This is a genomic window from Vogesella sp. XCS3 (assembly GCF_020616155.1).
GTDB lineage: Bacteria > Pseudomonadota > Gammaproteobacteria > Burkholderiales > Chromobacteriaceae > Vogesella.
In genome coordinates this window covers 3188862-3205790 of the sequence record NZ_CP085530.1, presented here as the reverse complement: position 1 = coordinate 3205790, position 16929 = coordinate 3188862, and the positions used below count along the sequence as shown (strand labels likewise).

12 protein-coding genes are annotated in these 16929 nt (G+C 66.4%); 8 read left to right on the top strand and 4 right to left on the bottom strand.

The window, feature by feature from the left end; translation table 11 throughout:
- Positions 1–5 precede the first annotated feature (5 nt).
- Positions 6–3560, bottom strand: coding sequence for an exodeoxyribonuclease V subunit beta (gene recB, locus LCH97_RS15235; protein WP_227302432.1), 3555 nt, complete (start codon positions 3558–3560; stop codon positions 6–8).
- Between the two features lie 165 nt (positions 3561–3725).
- A complete protein-coding gene (recC, locus tag LCH97_RS15230) occupies positions 3726–6902 on the bottom strand; it encodes an exodeoxyribonuclease V subunit gamma (protein ID WP_227302431.1) in 3177 nt (1058 codons plus the stop codon).
- A gap of 107 nt (positions 6903–7009) precedes the next feature.
- Here recC and LCH97_RS15225 point away from each other — a divergent pair, with 107 nt between their 5' ends.
- A complete protein-coding gene (locus LCH97_RS15225) occupies positions 7010–7387 on the top strand; it encodes a SirB2 family protein (protein WP_227302430.1) in 378 nt (125 codons plus the stop codon).
- Between the two features lie 76 nt (positions 7388–7463).
- Here the strand turns inward: LCH97_RS15225 and LCH97_RS15220 are convergent, their stop codons facing one another.
- Complete coding sequence (locus LCH97_RS15220) at positions 7464–8750, bottom strand: FAD-binding oxidoreductase (protein ID WP_227302429.1); 1287 nt, start codon at positions 8748–8750, stop codon at positions 7464–7466.
- 153 nt (positions 8751–8903) lie between these two features.
- Entirely contained in the window at positions 8904–9842 is a 939-nt protein-coding gene (locus tag LCH97_RS15215; RefSeq protein ID WP_255619238.1) for a LysR family transcriptional regulator, read from the bottom strand.
- A 537-nt stretch (positions 9843–10379) separates the two neighbouring features.
- Here LCH97_RS15215 and LCH97_RS15210 point away from each other — a divergent pair.
- The 7 genes from LCH97_RS15210 (at position 10380) to LCH97_RS15180 (ending at position 16873) form a co-directional block, all read left to right on the top strand.
- Positions 10380–10955 carry a helix-turn-helix transcriptional regulator gene (locus LCH97_RS15210; RefSeq protein WP_227302428.1) on the top strand — a complete coding sequence of 192 codons (576 nt, stop codon included), beginning with the start codon at positions 10380–10382 and terminating at the stop codon, positions 10953–10955.
- A 145-nt stretch (positions 10956–11100) separates the two neighbouring features.
- Positions 11101–12276, top strand: a complete 1176-nt coding sequence (locus tag LCH97_RS15205) for a nitronate monooxygenase family protein (RefSeq protein WP_227302427.1) — start codon at positions 11101–11103, stop codon at positions 12274–12276.
- Between the two features lie 116 nt (positions 12277–12392).
- Positions 12393–13748, top strand: a complete 1356-nt coding sequence (locus LCH97_RS15200; protein WP_227302426.1) for an aldehyde dehydrogenase family protein — start codon at positions 12393–12395, stop codon at positions 13746–13748.
- A 54-nt stretch (positions 13749–13802) separates the two neighbouring features.
- On the top strand, positions 13803–14450 hold the full coding sequence (locus LCH97_RS15195; protein ID WP_227302425.1) for an exopolysaccharide biosynthesis protein: 648 nt from the start codon (positions 13803–13805) through the stop codon (positions 14448–14450).
- Positions 14451–14524: 74 nt separating this feature from the next.
- A complete protein-coding gene (locus LCH97_RS15190) occupies positions 14525–15148 on the top strand; it encodes a glutathione S-transferase family protein (protein WP_227302424.1) in 624 nt (207 codons plus the stop codon).
- An 8-nt stretch (positions 15149–15156) separates the two neighbouring features.
- Positions 15157–15498, top strand: a complete 342-nt coding sequence (locus LCH97_RS15185) for a hypothetical protein (protein WP_227302423.1) — start codon at positions 15157–15159, stop codon at positions 15496–15498.
- Positions 15491–16873: an FAD-binding oxidoreductase gene (locus LCH97_RS15180; protein WP_227302422.1), complete on the top strand. Its 1383-nt coding sequence runs from the start codon at positions 15491–15493 to the stop codon at positions 16871–16873. The genes LCH97_RS15185 and LCH97_RS15180 overlap by 8 nt, the downstream gene beginning before the upstream one ends.
- The last annotated feature ends 56 nt before the right edge of the window (positions 16874–16929 follow it).

Sequence of the window (16929 nt, the reverse complement as noted above, 5' to 3'; positions counted from 1 at the left end):
ATTGCCTAGGGCACGAACAGCGCGTCCAGCGCCGCCAGCAGTGCGTCATCCGGCGCATCGCACCACACGCCCTGCCCCTTGCCGTCGATACCGCGCAGGTACAGGTAACGCACGCCGCCCAGGCGCAGCTGCGGCGCGCGCTGGGCAATATAGCGGCGCAGCGCCACGCAATAAATCAGGTACTGCAGGTAGTAATGTTCGCGCGCGATGGACGCGGCCAACTGTGCCGTGCCGTAGTCGGCGTAGCTGTCGCCCAGGTGGTTGGACTTGTAATCCACCAGCCACAGCGCGTCATCGGCAATGAACACCAGGTCGATAAAGCCTTTCAGATAGCCCTGTACGCGCTCGAAACTCAATGTGCCCGCCGCCTCGCGCAGCGGCGCGGCCAGGCCATGCGCCGGGTGGCACAGCGCGGCTTGCAGGGCGGCCAGGTTCAGGCCGTTGGCTGGCAGGGTGAATTCCATCTCCACGCGGCGGCGCGAAGGCGGGATATCTGCCAAATGCACGCCCGGGGCCAGCTCGGCCTGGATGGCGGAGTGCAGCATGGCCAGCGCGGCGTCTTGCCACTGCGCGTCAAAGCCATGGCGCTGCAGCGCCTCGGCCACCACCTGCGGCCAACCTTGCGGCCGGGTAAAGTCCGCGCGCTCGAACATATCGTGCAGGCAGGTACCGGCACGTGCCCCGCGCGGGAAGGCAAAACGGTCGGCCAGCTGCTCGGCGGCAGCCACGTCCTGCAGCGGGCCGTGGTCGTGGTCCGGCGCCTCGCCCACCTGTGCCGCGCCGCCGCCGTGCAGGTGGCGGGTCAGGCTGCTGAAGCTGCTTACCCACCACGGCGTGCGCAGGCGGCGGCTGACCGTGGCCAGCTGCGGGGTAAAGCTATCGGCTTGCAGCGCGGGCAGCGTGTTCATGGCCACGTTCACGCTGCGGCAATGCACCGCGCCGGGCTGGCTGCGCGCGTAAGCGGCCAGGTCGGCGCTGATGGCAGCGTCGGATAGCGGCGTGTCTTCCAGGCTGGCCAGGTTGGCCGCATGGCGGCCGTGCAGCAGCCACGACAGCGCGGCGGTCTGCATCTTTTGCACGTGCCCCCACACGATGTACTGGCGGTGCTCGGCGCGGGTCAGCGCCACGTACAGCAGGCGCAGCTTTTCGGCCAGGATCTCGCTGCGGGCGGCGTCGCGCGCGGCGTCGCTTACCAGCTCGCCCGGCGCCAGCCACGACTCGCCGCCGTCGCGGTAGCGCCAGAAGGTGGTGTCGCGCCGCTCCAGCGCGCCGTCCCACAGGAAGGGGCAGAACACCAGCGGGTACTGCAGGCCTTTCGAGGTGTGGATGGTGACGATCTTCACCAGCTCGGCGTCGCTTTCCAGCCGCAGCAGGGCTTCCTCGCCCGCCGGCGGGCTGGCCACGGCGGCCTCGAACCACGCCAGCAGCGGCGCCTGGCCGGCAATGCGCTCGGCTTCCTGCTGCAACAGCTCGGCCAGGTGGCCCAGGTTGGTCAGGCGGCGCTCGCCGTCCGGCAGCGGCAACAGGCGCGCAGCCACTCCCTCGCGTGCCATGAAGCCACGCCAGGCGGCCATGAAGCCGCGCTGCTGCCACTGTTTGTGGTCGTCGTGGTTGGCCACCAGCCGCGCTTCCCACGCCGCCTCGTCCTCGGCCAGCTGCAGCAGCTGCGCCGCGTCCAGCCCCAGCAGTGTGGTAGCGCACAGCACTTTCAGCCGCGTTTCGGACGCGGGCTCCGCCCAGGCGCGCAGCAGCGCCAGCAGCTCGCCAGCCTCGTGGCTGGCAAACACGCTTTCCTGCGTCAGCGCTACCGCTTTTACGCCGCGGGCAGCCAGGGCATCACGCACGGCGTCGCCCTGACGGTGGGTGGCCACCAGCACAGCCATATCGCCACCAGCCAGCGCGCGGCGGCTGTCGCCCTTTTCCAGCTGCGCCTTGTCCTGGCGTGCCAGCGCCAGCAGGCGGGCGATCTCGTGGGCGGTGGCCTCGGCGGCGTATTGCGTGGCCTCGGCCTTGTTTACGCCTTTGTCGCTATCGCTGGCGGGAAAGGCCAGCACGGTGAGCGCGCTGTCGTCGTCGGCCACGTGCAGGGTGCTGCCGCCACTGGGCGCCGCGTCGACCTGCGGGTAGTCGATACCGTCCAGCAGAAAGGGCTGCGGCCGGTCGAACAGCTGGCTCACCGCCGCCACCAGCGGCGGCTGGCTGCGGCGGTTGGTCAGCAGCGTGTATTGCTTGTCGGCCGGGGCATCGTCGCGCGCGCTCAGGTAGGCAAAAATGTCGGCGCCGCGAAAGCTGTAAATGGCCTGCTTGGGGTCGCCCACCATGAACACCGGACGCGCCTGCTGCACAAAGGCGCGGCGGAAGATGCGGTACTGCAGCGGGTCGGTATCCTGGAATTCATCGATCAGCGCTATGGCAAAGTCGGCGGCAATGCGTGCGGCCAACCTGGCGCCGTGCTCGGGGTCGTCCAGCGCGCTGGCCAGGTCGGTAAGCAGGTCGTCAAAGCCGCGGCTGCGCGTGGCACGGCGCAGCGCCACGGCGTGCCGGTCTATCCACGCGATCATGGCCAGCTTGAGCCCGGCAATATTCTGCGCCAGCTGGCGGCTGTAGCTGTCCCACGCGGCCAGCCAGCCATCCACCAGCGCAAACAGCCGGTGCTGCGGCGCGCTGTGGCCCTTGTTGACGCCTTTGTCCAGTTGGCTTTGCCCCAGGCGCGCCAGGTCTTTGGCCTGCGTGGACGATAGCTGCGGCAGGCTGGCGTCGGCGGCCAGCATCTGCAGCAGGCGCACGTAGCGCTGGCACTGCGCCGGCTTGTAGCTGGTCTGCTTCAGCCCTTCTGCGGCCAACAATAGCGCGCAGCCTTCGGCCAGCGTGGCGCTATCGGCCTGCAGTGGCGCCCAGGCTGCCGCGACGGCTTCACGTGCGGCCAACAGTGCGGCGCTGTCGATGCTTGGGGTGCGCAGATAGGGTTTGGACAAATACGGCCGCACCTCGGCCAGCCAGGCGTCCGGCGTGTCGCCGTTTTCGGCCAGCACCTGCGCCAGCGCGGGCTGCGCCACGATGTGCGTGCGCCAGAAATCGTCGGCCAGCTGCTGCAGGTCGGCGTGGTTGTCGGTGGCCAGCTCGGCGGCAAAGGTCTGGCCGCTGTCAAAAGCGGCGTCAGTGAGCACGCGCTGGCAAAAGCCGTGGATGGTGTAGATGGCCGCCGCATCAAAATCATTGATGGCCGCCCGCAGGCGCTGCTGCGCCAGCGGCATGTCGCCTGCGGCCAACCTGTGCGCCATGGCCTGCAGAAACGGGTCGGCCGTCGCGCCGCCGTCCAGCACCTGCTGCAGCTCCACCAGGCGGCGGCGCAGGCGCTCGCGCAGCTCGGCGGTGGCGGCCTTGGTATAGGTCACCACCAGCAGGCGGTCCAGCGTGGGCGGCGGTGTGCCGTCCGGCGCGTCCTCCAGCAGCAGGCGTGTGTACAGCGCGGCAATGGTCCAGGTCTTGCCGGTACCGGCCGAGGCTTCGATCAGGTTGATGCCCGACAGCGGGCAGTTCAGGGCGTCTAGGGCTTGCATGCGGTACGACCGTAAAGGGGTTTCAATAGAATTTTGCTGCGAGCGTCAGAAAATCAAAGGCTGTTTTGCCACGAAAACCACGAACCAACACGAAAAACTGTCTGATAACACTCTTCTTACTGACTACTTTCGTGTCTTTTCGTGGGGTTCGTAGCTAAAAGGATTTCAGTCCTTCTCCAGCTGCAGTGCGCCCACCAGCGGCGCCAACAGCGTATCGGCCAGTTGCGCGAACAGCGGGTCGGACAGCGGCTCCAGGTGGCGGAAGGCCAGCAGGTTGGCCGCGTCGTCGCGCTGCGGGGTGCGGCCCAGGCCGGTGAAGTCGGGCGACCATTCGTTTTGCGCGGCGCCCATTTGCTTGCCTGGCTCGGCGCGGGCGTAGGCCAGCGAGGTGCGGGCAAAGAACGGCAGCGGCTGGCTTTGGCCCTGCAGGTAGCGCGCCATCCACGCTGCCAGCAGCGCGTGGGCGTCCAGCGGCTGGCCATCGCGGCTGCTGGCACCCAGGCGATACACGCCGTCGTCGGCGTACAGCACACTATCGGGGGCGATGCCGGGCAGGCCTGCGGCCAACCTCACCAGATGCTCCAGCCACAGGGTGATGAACTCGGTGGCGTAGGCCTTGCGCGGTACCACGCGCAGCAGGCCTTCGGGGCGCAGGCCGGCCAGCTCGCCGCTGAGCATCACCCCGCCCAGCTGTAGCCGTACCGGCTGCGGCGGCAGGGTGTCGGCCAGCAGGCTGGATGGCAGGCGCGCGGCAAAGCGGGCGCTGGCGGCGCGTTCTTGCGCCAGGCAGGCGTCGCCCAGCGCGGCATCGGGCAGCAGGCCCTGCCCGGCCAGGCGGGCTTCGGCGTGGCGCAGCGGCTTGCCGGCCAGCAGGCTGCCGACCAGGGTGTCGCGGATGTCGCTACGGCTGTCGCGGTCGATGGCAAACGGTTCGCGCACCGGTAGATCGTCGGCGTGGCGCGCCAGTTTCAGGCCCAGGCGGTCGGCCAGCCAGGCGCGTACCGGGTTGCGCCAGAAGCGCAGAAAGTCGGCCAGCAGCACCACCTGCGGTGCCACGGCGGGCAGCGTGCTGGCAAAGGGCTGCGCGGCGGCGGCCGGCTGCGCCAGCGCGGCGGCCCATAGCGGCTCGTAGCTGGGCAGGCTGCCGTCGTAGCTGCGGCGGCTGAAGGGCTGCAGCGGGTGGCGGGTGGTGATGGCCGGTGCCACATCGCCGCCGCACATGCTGGCCAGGGTGTCCAGCAGCTCGGCCACCAGCGGCGACGGCGGCAATGGCTCGTCGCTGCGCACGCTGCGGCCAACCCAGCTCAGGTACAGCGCGTCGCGGGCGGACAGAATGGCTTCCAGAAACAGGTAGCGGTCGTCGAAACGGCGCGAGCGGTCGCCACGGCGCGGGTTACGCGCTACCAGGTCGAAGCTGACCGGGCGCTCGTCACGCGGGTAGGCGCCGTCGTTCATGCCCACCAGGCACAGCACGCGGAACGGGATGGAGCGCATCGGCACCATGGCGCAGAAGGTAAGCCCGCCGGTAAGGAAGCCGCCGCTGGACGACATGTCCAGCTGGCGCAGCACGGCGTCACGGATCACCGCCAGCGGCAGCGCGCCGTCAAACTGCGCCAGCGAGGCGTCGGCGGTGAGCGTATCGGCAATGCCGTGCAGCAGCTGCAGCGCGGCTTCGTCGGCTTCGTCCACCAGGAACAGCTGCGCCGCGGCGTCGCGCAGGCGCTGCGCCCAGCCGGCCATGCTGGCGGGCTGCGCCCAGTCTGCGGCCAACCCTGCCAGCACGTCGTACAGGCTGGCCAGGCTGGCGAGCTTGTCGGCGGCCTGGCCCTGGGCGGCGCTATCGGGCAGCAGGCCGGCAAACAGCGGCGCGCCGTCGCCAGCCAGGCTGGCGGGCAGCATGGTGCCCAGCAGCAGGCGGTCCAGCCCCCAGCGCCAGGTGTGCGTGGGCTCGGCGGGCAGGCCAAGCCGGGCTTTGTGTTCGGCGTCGCGCCCCCAGCGTATGCCGGCCTGGCGCACCCATTGCGCCAGCAGGCTGACGTCGTCGTCGGCCAGGCCAAAGCGCGCCAAGAGCGCCGGGCAGTCCAGCAGGGCCAGTACGTCGCTGGCGGCAAAGCGCGAGTCGGCCAGCTGCAGCACGGCGCCAAAGGTGGCCAGCAGTGGTACCTCGCGCGCCAGGCGGCGGTCGGCAATGCTGTAGGGGATGGACGGCGCGTCGCTGCGGTAGCCGAATACGGCGTCGATGTACGGCGCGTAGGCGTTGATATCGGGGGTGAGCACGGCGATATCGGCCGGTGTCAGCGACGGGTCGGCGGCCAGCATGGCCAGCAGCTGGTCTTTGAGCACCTCCAGCTCGCGCATGGGGCTGTGGGCGATATGACAGCGGATGGACGCATCGCCCGCGCGATAGGGTGCCACGTTGGCCGCAGGCGGGGTCAGCGTAAGGATATCGTGCTGCAGGCGCGCCAGCAGGCTGTGGCCGTCCGGCGCCATGAAGGCCGACATGGGCTGCGCCACGCCGCCGGCCAGCTCGTCGAAAAAGTCGCGCCCCTGCTGGCCCAGCGACGCCAGCAGCGGGTGGCCGCCGGCGCTGGCGTCGTCGTCAAACAACATGGCCTGGCGGCTGCGCGCCTGCAGGTCGCCCCAGTAGGCTTCGCTGGGGTTGAGCAGGAACACATTCACCTCGGTAAGCTCGGCCATGCGCTGCAGCAGCGCCAGATACATGGGCGCCAGGGTGGCGATGCCGAATACCGACACGCGCTGCGGCAGGTGCTCGCTGCGCAGGCGGGCAAAGAAGTCGTCCAGCATCATCACGCGGTGACGGCCGGGCACCTCTGCGGCCAACCTTTGCCACAGCGCGGCCTGCCAGGCTTCGTCTTCGCCCAGCCCCAGCAGGCGGCCGGCTTCCCAGGCGCGTATCCAGTCGGGGCGGAATACCAGGTATTGGTCGTAGATATCGGCAATCTTGCCGGCCAGCTCGAAGCACGCCAGCTCGCCACCCTGCAAATAGCGCTGCAGCGGGATGAACGGCTCGCCGGCCAGCGTGGGCAGCACGTCCATCAGCCGCCAGCACAACACGTCGGGGGCAAAGGCGGATTTGGGTGGCAGCTCGGGCAGCACTGCCTGCATCAGCCGCCAGCCAAAGCCGGCCGGCAGCACGAATTCCAGGTTGGCCGCCAGCCCGCGCTGCTGCGCCAGGTTCAATGTCAGCCAGCGCCCCATGCCACGGCTTTGCACCATGATGACTTCCGGTGCGAACGCATCGGCCAGCGGGCTGTCTGTGAGGTGGCTGTACAGAATGCCCAGGGCTTCCAGGCGGTTGGATTGATACAGGTTCAGCGGCATGGCGCAGGCTATGGCGTGGTCATCGACCCCGGCAGTTTAGCATTCTGCATGCGGTACAAAGCGGTATGATCGCGCCGCACGACGTCTATCTACTTTGAGGCTTCACCATGGATTATCAGGTTCTGAAACACGCGCACGCCGGGCTGGCGTATCTGTCCGTCACCCTGTTTGCTACCCGCGCCGTGCTGTCTTACACCCGCCCTGCCCTGCTGCAGGCGCGTGCGCTGAAAATCGCGCCGCACGTGATCGACACCGGCCTGTTGGCCGCAGCCATCACGCTGGCGGTGATGGCCGGCCTGTCGCCGCATAACCAGCCGTGGCTGGCCGCCAAGATCGCCGCGCTGCTGGCGTATATCGCGCTGGGCACCATCGGCCTGAAAAAACTGCACGGCTCGCCGTGGCGCGCGGTGGTACTGGCTGCCGCCGTGGCCATGCCGGTATACATGATTGCGGTGGCCAAAACCAAGCTGGTGTGGCCGTTCTGACAGGCAAAAAAATGGCTGGCACGAGGCCAGCCCAGGATGGACAGAGAGTAAGGCAGGTGCCCGGCACCTGCCGGCATTACAGACCCAGCTTGTCGCGCATGCCGTACCACCAGGCACCCAGCGTGAGCATGGGCACACGGAACAGGCGGCCACCCGGGAACGGGTAATGCGGCAAGCTGGCAAAGGCGTCAAAGCGCTCGCTCTGGCCGCGAATGGCTTCGGCCATGATGCGGCCGGCCAGGTGGGTGTAGGTGACACCGTGGCCGCTGCAGCCTTGCGAGTAGTAGATGTTGTTATCGATACGGCCAGCTTGCGGCAGGCGCGTGAGAGTGAGCGAAAAGTTGCCGGTCCAGCCGAATTCGATTTTCACGTCTTTCAGCTGCGGGAAGGTTTTCAGCATTTTCGGGCGGATCAGGCTTTCGATGGCACCCGGGTCGCGCGCACCGTATACCGTGCCGCCGCCGTACAGCAGACGGTTGTCGCCGGTCAGGCGGTAGTAGTCCAGCAGGAAGTTGCAGTCTTCCACGCAGTTGTCGCCTGGCAGCAGGCTGCGCGCCAGCTCGGGCGACAGGCGCTCGGTCGTTACCACTTGGGTGCCGCACGGCAGGGTTTTCTCGGCCAGCATCGGAATCAGGTCGCCAAGATAGGCATTACCGGCCACCACCACAAAATCGGCAGTCACCTGGCCGCCAGCGGTTTTCACCACGGCAGCTTGGCCGCGTACCACGCTGGTGACGGCTGATTGTTCATAGATGCGGCCACCCAGCGACTCGAACGCGGCTGCCTCGCCCAGTACCAGGTTTAGCGGGTGGATGTGGCCACCCCAGTTATCCAGCAGTGCGCCCACGTACTCGTTGGAGTTCACGATGCGCTGCATGCCGGCCTTGTCTATCATCTGGATGCCGGTATGGCCGAAGCTTTCCCACAGGCGGCGCTTGGCGTCCAGCTCGTCCAGCTGCTTGTGGGTAAAGGCGGCAAACACATTGCCGTCTTTCAGGTCGCACTGGATGTTGTACTTGGCGATGCGCTCGCGGATGATCTTGCCACCTTCAAACGCCATGGCACCCAGGCGCTTGGCGGCTTCCTTGCCGTGGCGCGCCTCGATCACATCCATATCGCGGCTGTAGCTGTTCACAATCTGGCCGCCGTTGCGGCCGGAGGCACCCCAGCCCACGCGGGCGCTTTCCAGCACCACCACGTTCAGGCCGGCTTCCGCCAGGTGCAGTGCGGTGGAGATACCGGTATAGCCGGCGCCAATCACGCAGACGTCTGCCCGCACGCTCCCCGCCAGCGCCGGGCGCTCCGGGCTGGGGTTAGCAGAATAGGCGTAGTAGGAATTAGTGTGTTCGATGCGCTGACTCATGAGGTATCCCATCCATTTTTTAAACACTTGCGGCCAACAGGCACGGGTTTATGGCTTGGATTATGCGCAAGCGCCTACACTTTGTCTAATATGTTAAACGGCCATGTCGCAAAAAAGCCCGGCAAGCCGGGCTTTTGGCAAAACAGGGCCGGCTTACAGGCCCAGGTGCATGCGCAACGCCTCGCGCTTGGCAGACAGATCTACGCCCGGCAGGTCGGCGATAATGTCCGGGTGGTCCAGCAGCTTCTCCACGGCAAAATCGACAAACACGCGGGTACGCGGCGCAATGTGGTCGCGGTGCGGGAAGCAGATATAGATGGAGCGCTCCATCGACACGTAGTCGGTCAGTACCGCTTGCAGGCGGCCAGCACGCACGTCGGCCAGCACTTCGTGCCCCGGCAGCTGCGCCACACCCAGGCCCAGGCGAGCCATTTCCACCACCGAGTCCACGTCGTTCACCGTGTAAGTGCCGGTGACCTCCAGCGGAATACGTTCGCCATTGCGTTCGAACTCCCACTTGTACAGGCGGCCCGAGGTCGGGAACTGGAAGTTGATACAGTCGTGTGCCGACAGCTCTTCCGGGCTGCGCGGCTTGCCGTGCTCGGCCCAGTAGTCCGGCGATGCCACCACGTATTGCGGGATGTGCGCCAGGTGGCGCGCCACCATGCGGCTATCCGGCATCATGCCCACGCGCACGCCCACGTCGTAGCCGTCTTCGATCAGGTCGCTGAAATGATCGTCCATACCAAAGAACACACGGATCTTCGGATAGCGCTGGCAGAACTCTTCCATCAGCGGCAGGATGAAGCGTCGGCCAAAAGCATTCGGCAGGCTGATGCGCAGGTGGCCAGCGGGTTCATCGCGGCTGGCTTTGAGCTGGTTGATGGCCGAGTCCAGGTTGTTTACCGGGCCACGACACTGTGCATAGAAACGGCGGCCATCTTCCGTAAGGGTCAGCTGGCGGGTGGTACGGTTGAACAAACGTACCTCCAGTTCTTGCTCCAGACGGGCAATGCTCTGGCTGACTGCAGCTGGCGAGACGCCCAGCTTGCGAGCAGCATCGGAAAAGCTGCCGTTCTCAGCAGTGGTCATGAAGACCATTAGCGCTTTTAAAGTATCCATTGGGCTATCTCGCAGATGACATATAACAGGCGTTGAAAAACACCCTATTTAAAAATGGCTTTGGGGTAAAGCTCGGTGAAATTGACAGTTTCACTGACAAATAATAGGACAAAACTAGATTCACTTAAAGATATTTTCGCATTTCCTGTCAAATGGCGTCATATCACGCAGAAATGCCCTTAGTCACCCGCCGTTGTGCCAGTTCTCCCCCGTCCAAATAGCCAGTTTTCAAAGTGATGCGCTTTTGCAACAAGCAGAACAGGCGTAGAGGCCGGTTTTATGTAAGGGCAATACACAGCAAGATAGCAACCATTACATTTACTCATGCATAGAAGAAGAAATGTTGGGCCTGGTACGACCCTTGGTTAAGATAAGCGTTCAATACATAAAACATAAAAGGGGAACAGTATGTCAAAAGGTATACCTTTTGCCTCTGGCTCAATCTCCGCGGGTCTGTCACACACTCAGCTTTGCCAGCTTCTAGAGTGGATCCACAGCCTGCCGCAGATGGCAGACGAGAGAGAACTTCACACTTTCCTGCACACGCTAGCTAGCGACAGTACCGTCGCTGCCTTGTGGATTATTCATGGCTCGGCCACACCGCAAGGCTGGACAGCCAACCCGCGCACGCTGGGTCAGCCAGCCGCATGCCATAGCCACGACTGGCAGCGGCTACCCGCCGATATTGGCAGCGAGGTGCAATTTACCTGGCTGGCCCACACCAGCCCGGCAACGGCGTGCTTTGCCATGCACCGCGACGGCCTGGCCACCCTGCTATACGTGCAACCGCGCGTAGCCGATGACGCCGCGACCTTGCGCATGATGGGTGGCCTGCTGCCGCACCTGCACCCCACCCTGCAGCGTCTGGCGCCAGTCCCCAGCGGCAACAACCCGCTGTCGCACCGCGAGAAAGACATCTTCCACTGGATGATGCGCGGCAAAACCAACTGGGAAATCGCCACCATCCTGGATATCAGCGAGCGGACGGTGAAGTTCCACGCGGCCAACATCATCCGCAAGCTGGAAGCCAATAACCGCACCCACGCCATTGTGCTGGGCATCCAGAAAGGTCTGGCGGGCTGATGAGGCCCTGTTAACACTCGGTCTTGCCAAGGCGCAGGCCCCGGGCAGGACATTGCCCTATCCGGCCGTGCTTGACGCTCGTCAACGCACGGCTTTTTTACGCTGGTCAGAATCGTGCTCCTGCTCTAATCACCCGAAAGCACGCATGTCCCGCTCCCTTTTTGCCCCCCTCGTCATCCGTGGCCGTGAACTCCTGCCTATCGTGCAAGGAGGCATGGGCGTGGGTATCTCCGCCAAACAGCTGGCCGGCGCCGTAGCAAGGGCGGGTGGCCTGGGTACCGTGGCCAGCGTGGACCTGCGCCACCTGCACGCAGACCTGATGGCCGATGCGGCCAACCAGCAAGGCCAGGAAGGCATCAACCGCCTGAACCTGATCGCGCTGGACCGTGAAATCAAGGGTGCGCTGGCACGTGCAGAAGGTAATGGCATGGTGGCGGTAAACGTGATGAAGGCGGTAGACAACCACGCCGCGCTGGTACGCCAGGCGTGCGAATCGGGCGCCCACGCCGTGGTAATGGGTGCCGGCCTGCCGCTGGACCTGCCGGAAATGACCGCCAGCCACCCGGACGTGGCGCTGATTCCCATTCTGTCCGAGTCGCGCGGCATCGGTATCGTGCTCAAGCGCTGGATGAAAAAGGGGCGTCTGCCGGACGCCATCGTGATCGAGCACCCCAATCACGCCGGTGGCCACCTGGGCGCGGCGCGCATTGCCGACGTGGGCGATGCCAAATTCGACTTTGCCCGCGTGCTGGAAGAAACCTTCGCGCTGTTCAAAGACCTGGGCCTGGAGCGCGAACGCGTACCGCTGATCGTGGCCGGTGGCGTCAACAGCCACGAAAAAGTACAAACCTACCTGAACAGCTACGGTGCCAGCGCCGTGCAGATCGGCACCGCGTTTGCCGTCACCAGCGACGGCGACGCCCACATCAACTTCAAACGCACGCTGGCCGGTGCCAGCCGCGACGACATTGCCGAATTCATGTCGGTAGCCGGCCTGCCGGCGCGCGGCGTGCTGACGCCGTTCCTGAAAAGCTACCTCAAGCGCGAAGACAAGCTGCAAGCCAACGCCAAAGCCGACCCGGCGCGCTGCACGCAGGCGCTGAACTGCCTGACCGTGTGCGGCCTGCGCGACGGCCTGGCCAAGGTAGGCCAGTTCTGCATCGACCTGAAACTGGCGGCCGCCTTCCGTGGCGAGGTCAGCAAAGGGCTGTTCTTCCGCGGCGCCGACCCGCTGCCGTTTGGCGACGCCATCCGCAGCGCCAGCGAAACCATGCACTACTTCCTCACCGGCGAAAAACCGCTGGATCTGCAGCCGGCATAAACACCCGCCTTGCTGCTGCGGCCAACCTTACCCGTGCTGCGGCAGCGTGGTCAGGGTTGGCCGCATTTGTTACAGTGGGGTGCTTCCGTCATGTAACCCCTTTACTACGCCCTGCCATGACCGCCTTCACCAGCTGTAACCCCGCCTCCGGCGAAGTCGTCTTCACACGCCCGATTGCCAGTAGCGAACAACTGGCCAGCCAGCTGGCTGCGCTGCGCCGCGCCCAGCACCACTGGGCTCACCAGGATACCGCCACCCGCGCCAGCCGCCTGCTACGCCTGGCCGACGCGCTGAGCGCCCACCGTCACGCGCTGGCGGCGCTGGTATCGCTGGAAGTGGGCAAGCTGGAACGCGAATGCCTGGCCGAGATCGACAAGTCAGCCCAGCTGATCCGCTACTACGCCGAGCTGGCACCCACGCTGCTGGCACCCAAGGACATCCCCACCCAGGCCAGCCGCAGCGGCGTGGCTTTCGAGCCCCTGGGCCTGGTGCTGGCCATCATGCCGTGGAACTACCCGGTGTGGCAGGTACTGCGCTTTGCCATCCCGGCGCTGATGGCCGGTAACGGCTGCCTGGTGAAACCGGCGCCGTCGGTACCGCAATGCACGGCCCTGCTGCTGGATATCGTGCACGAGGCCGGGCTGGACGTGCTGGACGTGGCCTGGATCAACCACGACATGGCCGAGGACGCCATCAAGGGCTGTGACGCGGTGGCGTTTACCGGCTCCACCACCGCTGGCCGCCAGGTGGCCGCACTGGCCGGCCGCCACCTGAAGAAAACCGTGCTGGAGCTGGGCGGTAGCAACCCCTTTATTGTGCTGGCCGACGCCGATATCGACGCCGCCGCGCAAGAAGCCGCCCACTCGCGCTACCGCGACGCCGGCCAGAGCTGCAACGCTGCCAAGCGCATGATCGTGGTACCCGAGATTGCCGATGCCTTTGTGGCGCGCTTTCTGCAACACGTGGCCGCGCTGCGCCCCGGCCACCCGGCCGACGAGCACACCACGCTGGCACCGCTGGCACGCGCCGACCTGCGCGAGGCGCTGCACGCCCAGGTGCTGGACGCGGTCAGCCACGGCGCCAGCCTGCTGGCAGGCGGTGTGATGCCGCACGGCGCCGGTTTCTTCTACCCGGCCACGGTGCTGGACCACGTCACGCCGGCTTGCCGCGTATACCAGGAAGAAGTATTCGGCCCGGTAGCCACCATCCTGCGTGCCCGCGACGAGGCCGACGCGCTGAGGCTGGCCAACGACACGCCCTTCGGCCTGGGCGCCAGCATTTTCAGCGCAGATGTCGAGCGTGCCTGGCAGCTGGGCCGCGACATCGAAGCCGGCGCGGTGTTCATCAACCGCTACACCAGCTCCGACCTGCGCCTGCCTTTTGGCGGCGTGAAGGCCTCTGGCTACGGCCGCGAGCTGTCCGAGTTCGGCCTGTACGAGTTTGTAAACGTGAAAACCTACTGGCAAAAGTGAACTGGCGGGTAACGGAGCGGTCGCATCGCACTGTTGCTTTCACTTGCCGCCACCATGCTGCCTACCCGCCTCCGTTCGCTTAAAACCACACCACGCAGCAGCTGGCTGCGCATCGCGCTGGCCGCGCAGCAACTGCAGCACGGCACGCTAGGCGAGGTCATCGGCCGCCACCCGCGCCAGCAGCTCACCTGGCTGGGGCTGTTGGCCGCACCGCTGCTGTTGCCGGTGGCCATTCCCGGCATGGCCACCACCGTGGGGGCGTTTTGTCTGCTGGTTGCCCTGTCTGTCGCGCTGGCTCGCCCCTTTCCACTACCCGCCTGGCTAGGCCGCCGCCACGTCCCCCACGCCTTGCATGGCCCGCTGCACCGCGTACTCCACCGTCTGGCCGGCGTGCTGGGGCGCATCAGCCAGCCGCGCCTGCTGGCCCTGAGTGGCCCGCGCTGGCGCTGGCTGAACGGCAGCATGCTGGCGCTGGCCGGTGCATCGATGATGACGCCGATGCCGCTGGTGTCGTTCGACAACGTGGTACCCGCCGCCGCTATCGCCCTGCTGGCCTGGGGCCTGCGCGTGCGCGACGGCGGCATGCTGCTGGCCGGCTATGCGGCCACCGTGCTGGCCTGGCTCTACGTAGGGCTACTGTGGTGGGCAGGGGCGGAAATCCTGCTATGGCTGGGCCAGCGCCTGCCGGCTGGCTGGCTATAGGGCTGCCACCGCCCGCGCCTTGGGCGTATCATCGTGCTTTTATGCATACGCCCACGCAGGCACAGGAACCCCACATGAGCAAGATCACCCTGTTCGGCAACCGTCTTTCCGGCCACAGCTACAAAGTGCGCCTGGCCTTGGTACTGGGCGATGTATCGCACGAATACCGCCACGTAGCGCTGAGCCTGCCGCGCGAAGAACGCGACACCGACTTCCGCGCCGCCAGCCGCTGGGACGAAGTGCCGGCACTGGTGGTGGATGGCGAACCGATGGTGCAGTCCAACGCCATCCTGCAATGGCTGGCCGAAAGCGAAGGCGTGCTGGCCGGTCAGCCGGGCGAGCGCCAGGGCATACGCGAATGGCTGAGCTGGGAGGCCAACCGCATTGGCTTTTCGCTGCCCAACCTGCGCTACGCGCGCAAGTTTGCCCCGCTGGATGCGGGCGCCGACGCCTGGCTGGAAGCGCGTACCTGCCGCGACCTGGACGTGCTGGACGCCCACCTGGCCAAGCAGGACTACCTGCTGACCAGCGGCCTGACCATTGCCGACCTGTCGGCCAGCGCCTACCTGTGGCTGATCGACGACGCCGGCCTGACGCTGGACGCCTGGCCGCATGTGGCCGCCTGGCTGGCGCGCATCGCTGCGCAGCCGGGTTGGGAACACCCGGCCACGCTGATGGCACCGGATATCGACGAGTAAACCCCGCCATGGCGCAGCCGCAGCGCATCTGGCTACAGCACGCAGCACCGGCCAAACCCATGCCGGGCGCGCCGTGCAATGGCTGTGGCGTGTGCTGCGCCGCCGCGCCCTGCCCGCTATCGAGCCTGCTGCTGGGCCACCGCCACGGCGCCTGCCCGGCGCTGCAATGGCAGGCCGCCGATACCCGCTACGGCTGCGGCCTGCTGCTGGCGCCACGCCACTACCTGCGCTGGCTGCCTGCCACCGCGGTGCCGCTATTCCAGCGCCTGGCGCGCCGCTACCTGGCCATAGGCCACGGCTGCGATGCCTACGTCGAAGCCCGCCCCGAAACGGAAGCCCAAGATGACTGATCTGCACGCCCGCCTGGCCGCCATTGTGGGTGCGGCCAACCTGCTGACCGACCCGCACGCGCTAGCGCCGGCGGTGACCGACATGCGTGGCCGCTATACCGGCCTGCCGCTGGCGATGGCGCTACCGGCCAGCCGCGAAGAAGTCGCCGCGCTCATCACCTTGTGTGCTGCCGAGGGCATCGCCATCGTGCCGCAAGGCGGCAACACCTCAACCTGCGGTGCCGCCACGCCGGACGGCAGCGGCCGCCAGCTCATCATCGGCCTGCGCCGCATGCAGCGCGTGCGCCATATCGATGCGGCCAACCTGTCGATCACCGTGGACGCCGGCTGCACACTGGCCCAGGTACAGCAGGCGGCCGCCAGCGTGGGGCGGCTGTTTCCGCTGTCGCTGGCCAGCGAGGGCAGCTGCCAGATCGGCGGCAACCTGTCCACCAACGCCGGCGGCCTGGCCGTGCTGCGCTACGGCACCATGCGCGAGCTGACGCTGGGGCTGGAGGTGGTGCTGCCGGACGGCACGCTGCTGGACGCGCTGTCCGCCCTGCGCAAGGACACCACCGGCCTGGACGTAAAACAGCTATTCATCGGTGCAGAAGGCCAGCTGGGGCTGATTACCGGCGCCACGCTCAAGCTGTTTGCGCTACCCACCGCCTACAGCACCGCGCTGCTGGCGGTAGACAGTGCCGAGGCCGCCATTGCCACGCTGAACGCGCTACAAGCACGCTTTGGCGACCGGCTGACCACCTTCGAGATGATCTCCGAGCCTTGCCAGCGTATCTCCGAGCGCCACAAGCCCGGCTGCATGCCGTTCTTTGCGCCGTGGGCACTGCTGGTGGAGCTGTCCGACGGCGGCGAGCCGGCGGCACTGCAAGCCAGTTTCGAGCAGTGGCTAGGCAGCCAGGCCTTCCACGACGGCGTGCTGGCGCAAAGCGAGGCCGAACGCGCCAGCCTGTGGCAGCTGCGCGAAGACATCTCCGACATGCAAAAGCGCGAAGGCCCCAGCATCAAGCACGATATCGGCGTGCCCAGCTCGGCGATACCGGCCTTTCTGGCCAGCTGCGGCGCGGCGCTGGACGCAGCCTTCCCAGGCGTGCGTATCGTCGCCTTCGGCCACGCCGGCGACGGCAACCTGCACTACAACATCAGCTATACCCGCCTCGGCAACGCCGAACTGTTTGCCGACGAAAACGCCGTCAACGCCATCGTCTACGAGCATGTGTACCGCTACCGTGGCACCTTGGCCGCAGAGCACGGCATAGGCCAGCTAAAAGCGCACTGGCTGCAGCGTTACAAAGACCCGGCGGCGCTGGCCATCATGCGCGGCATCAAACAACAGCTGGACCCGCAAAACATCATGAACCCTGGGCGCTGGCTGTAAATACTGCCCACGCCGGCCTGCGTTATAGCGGGCATGGCATGCGCCCTGTATGCCGG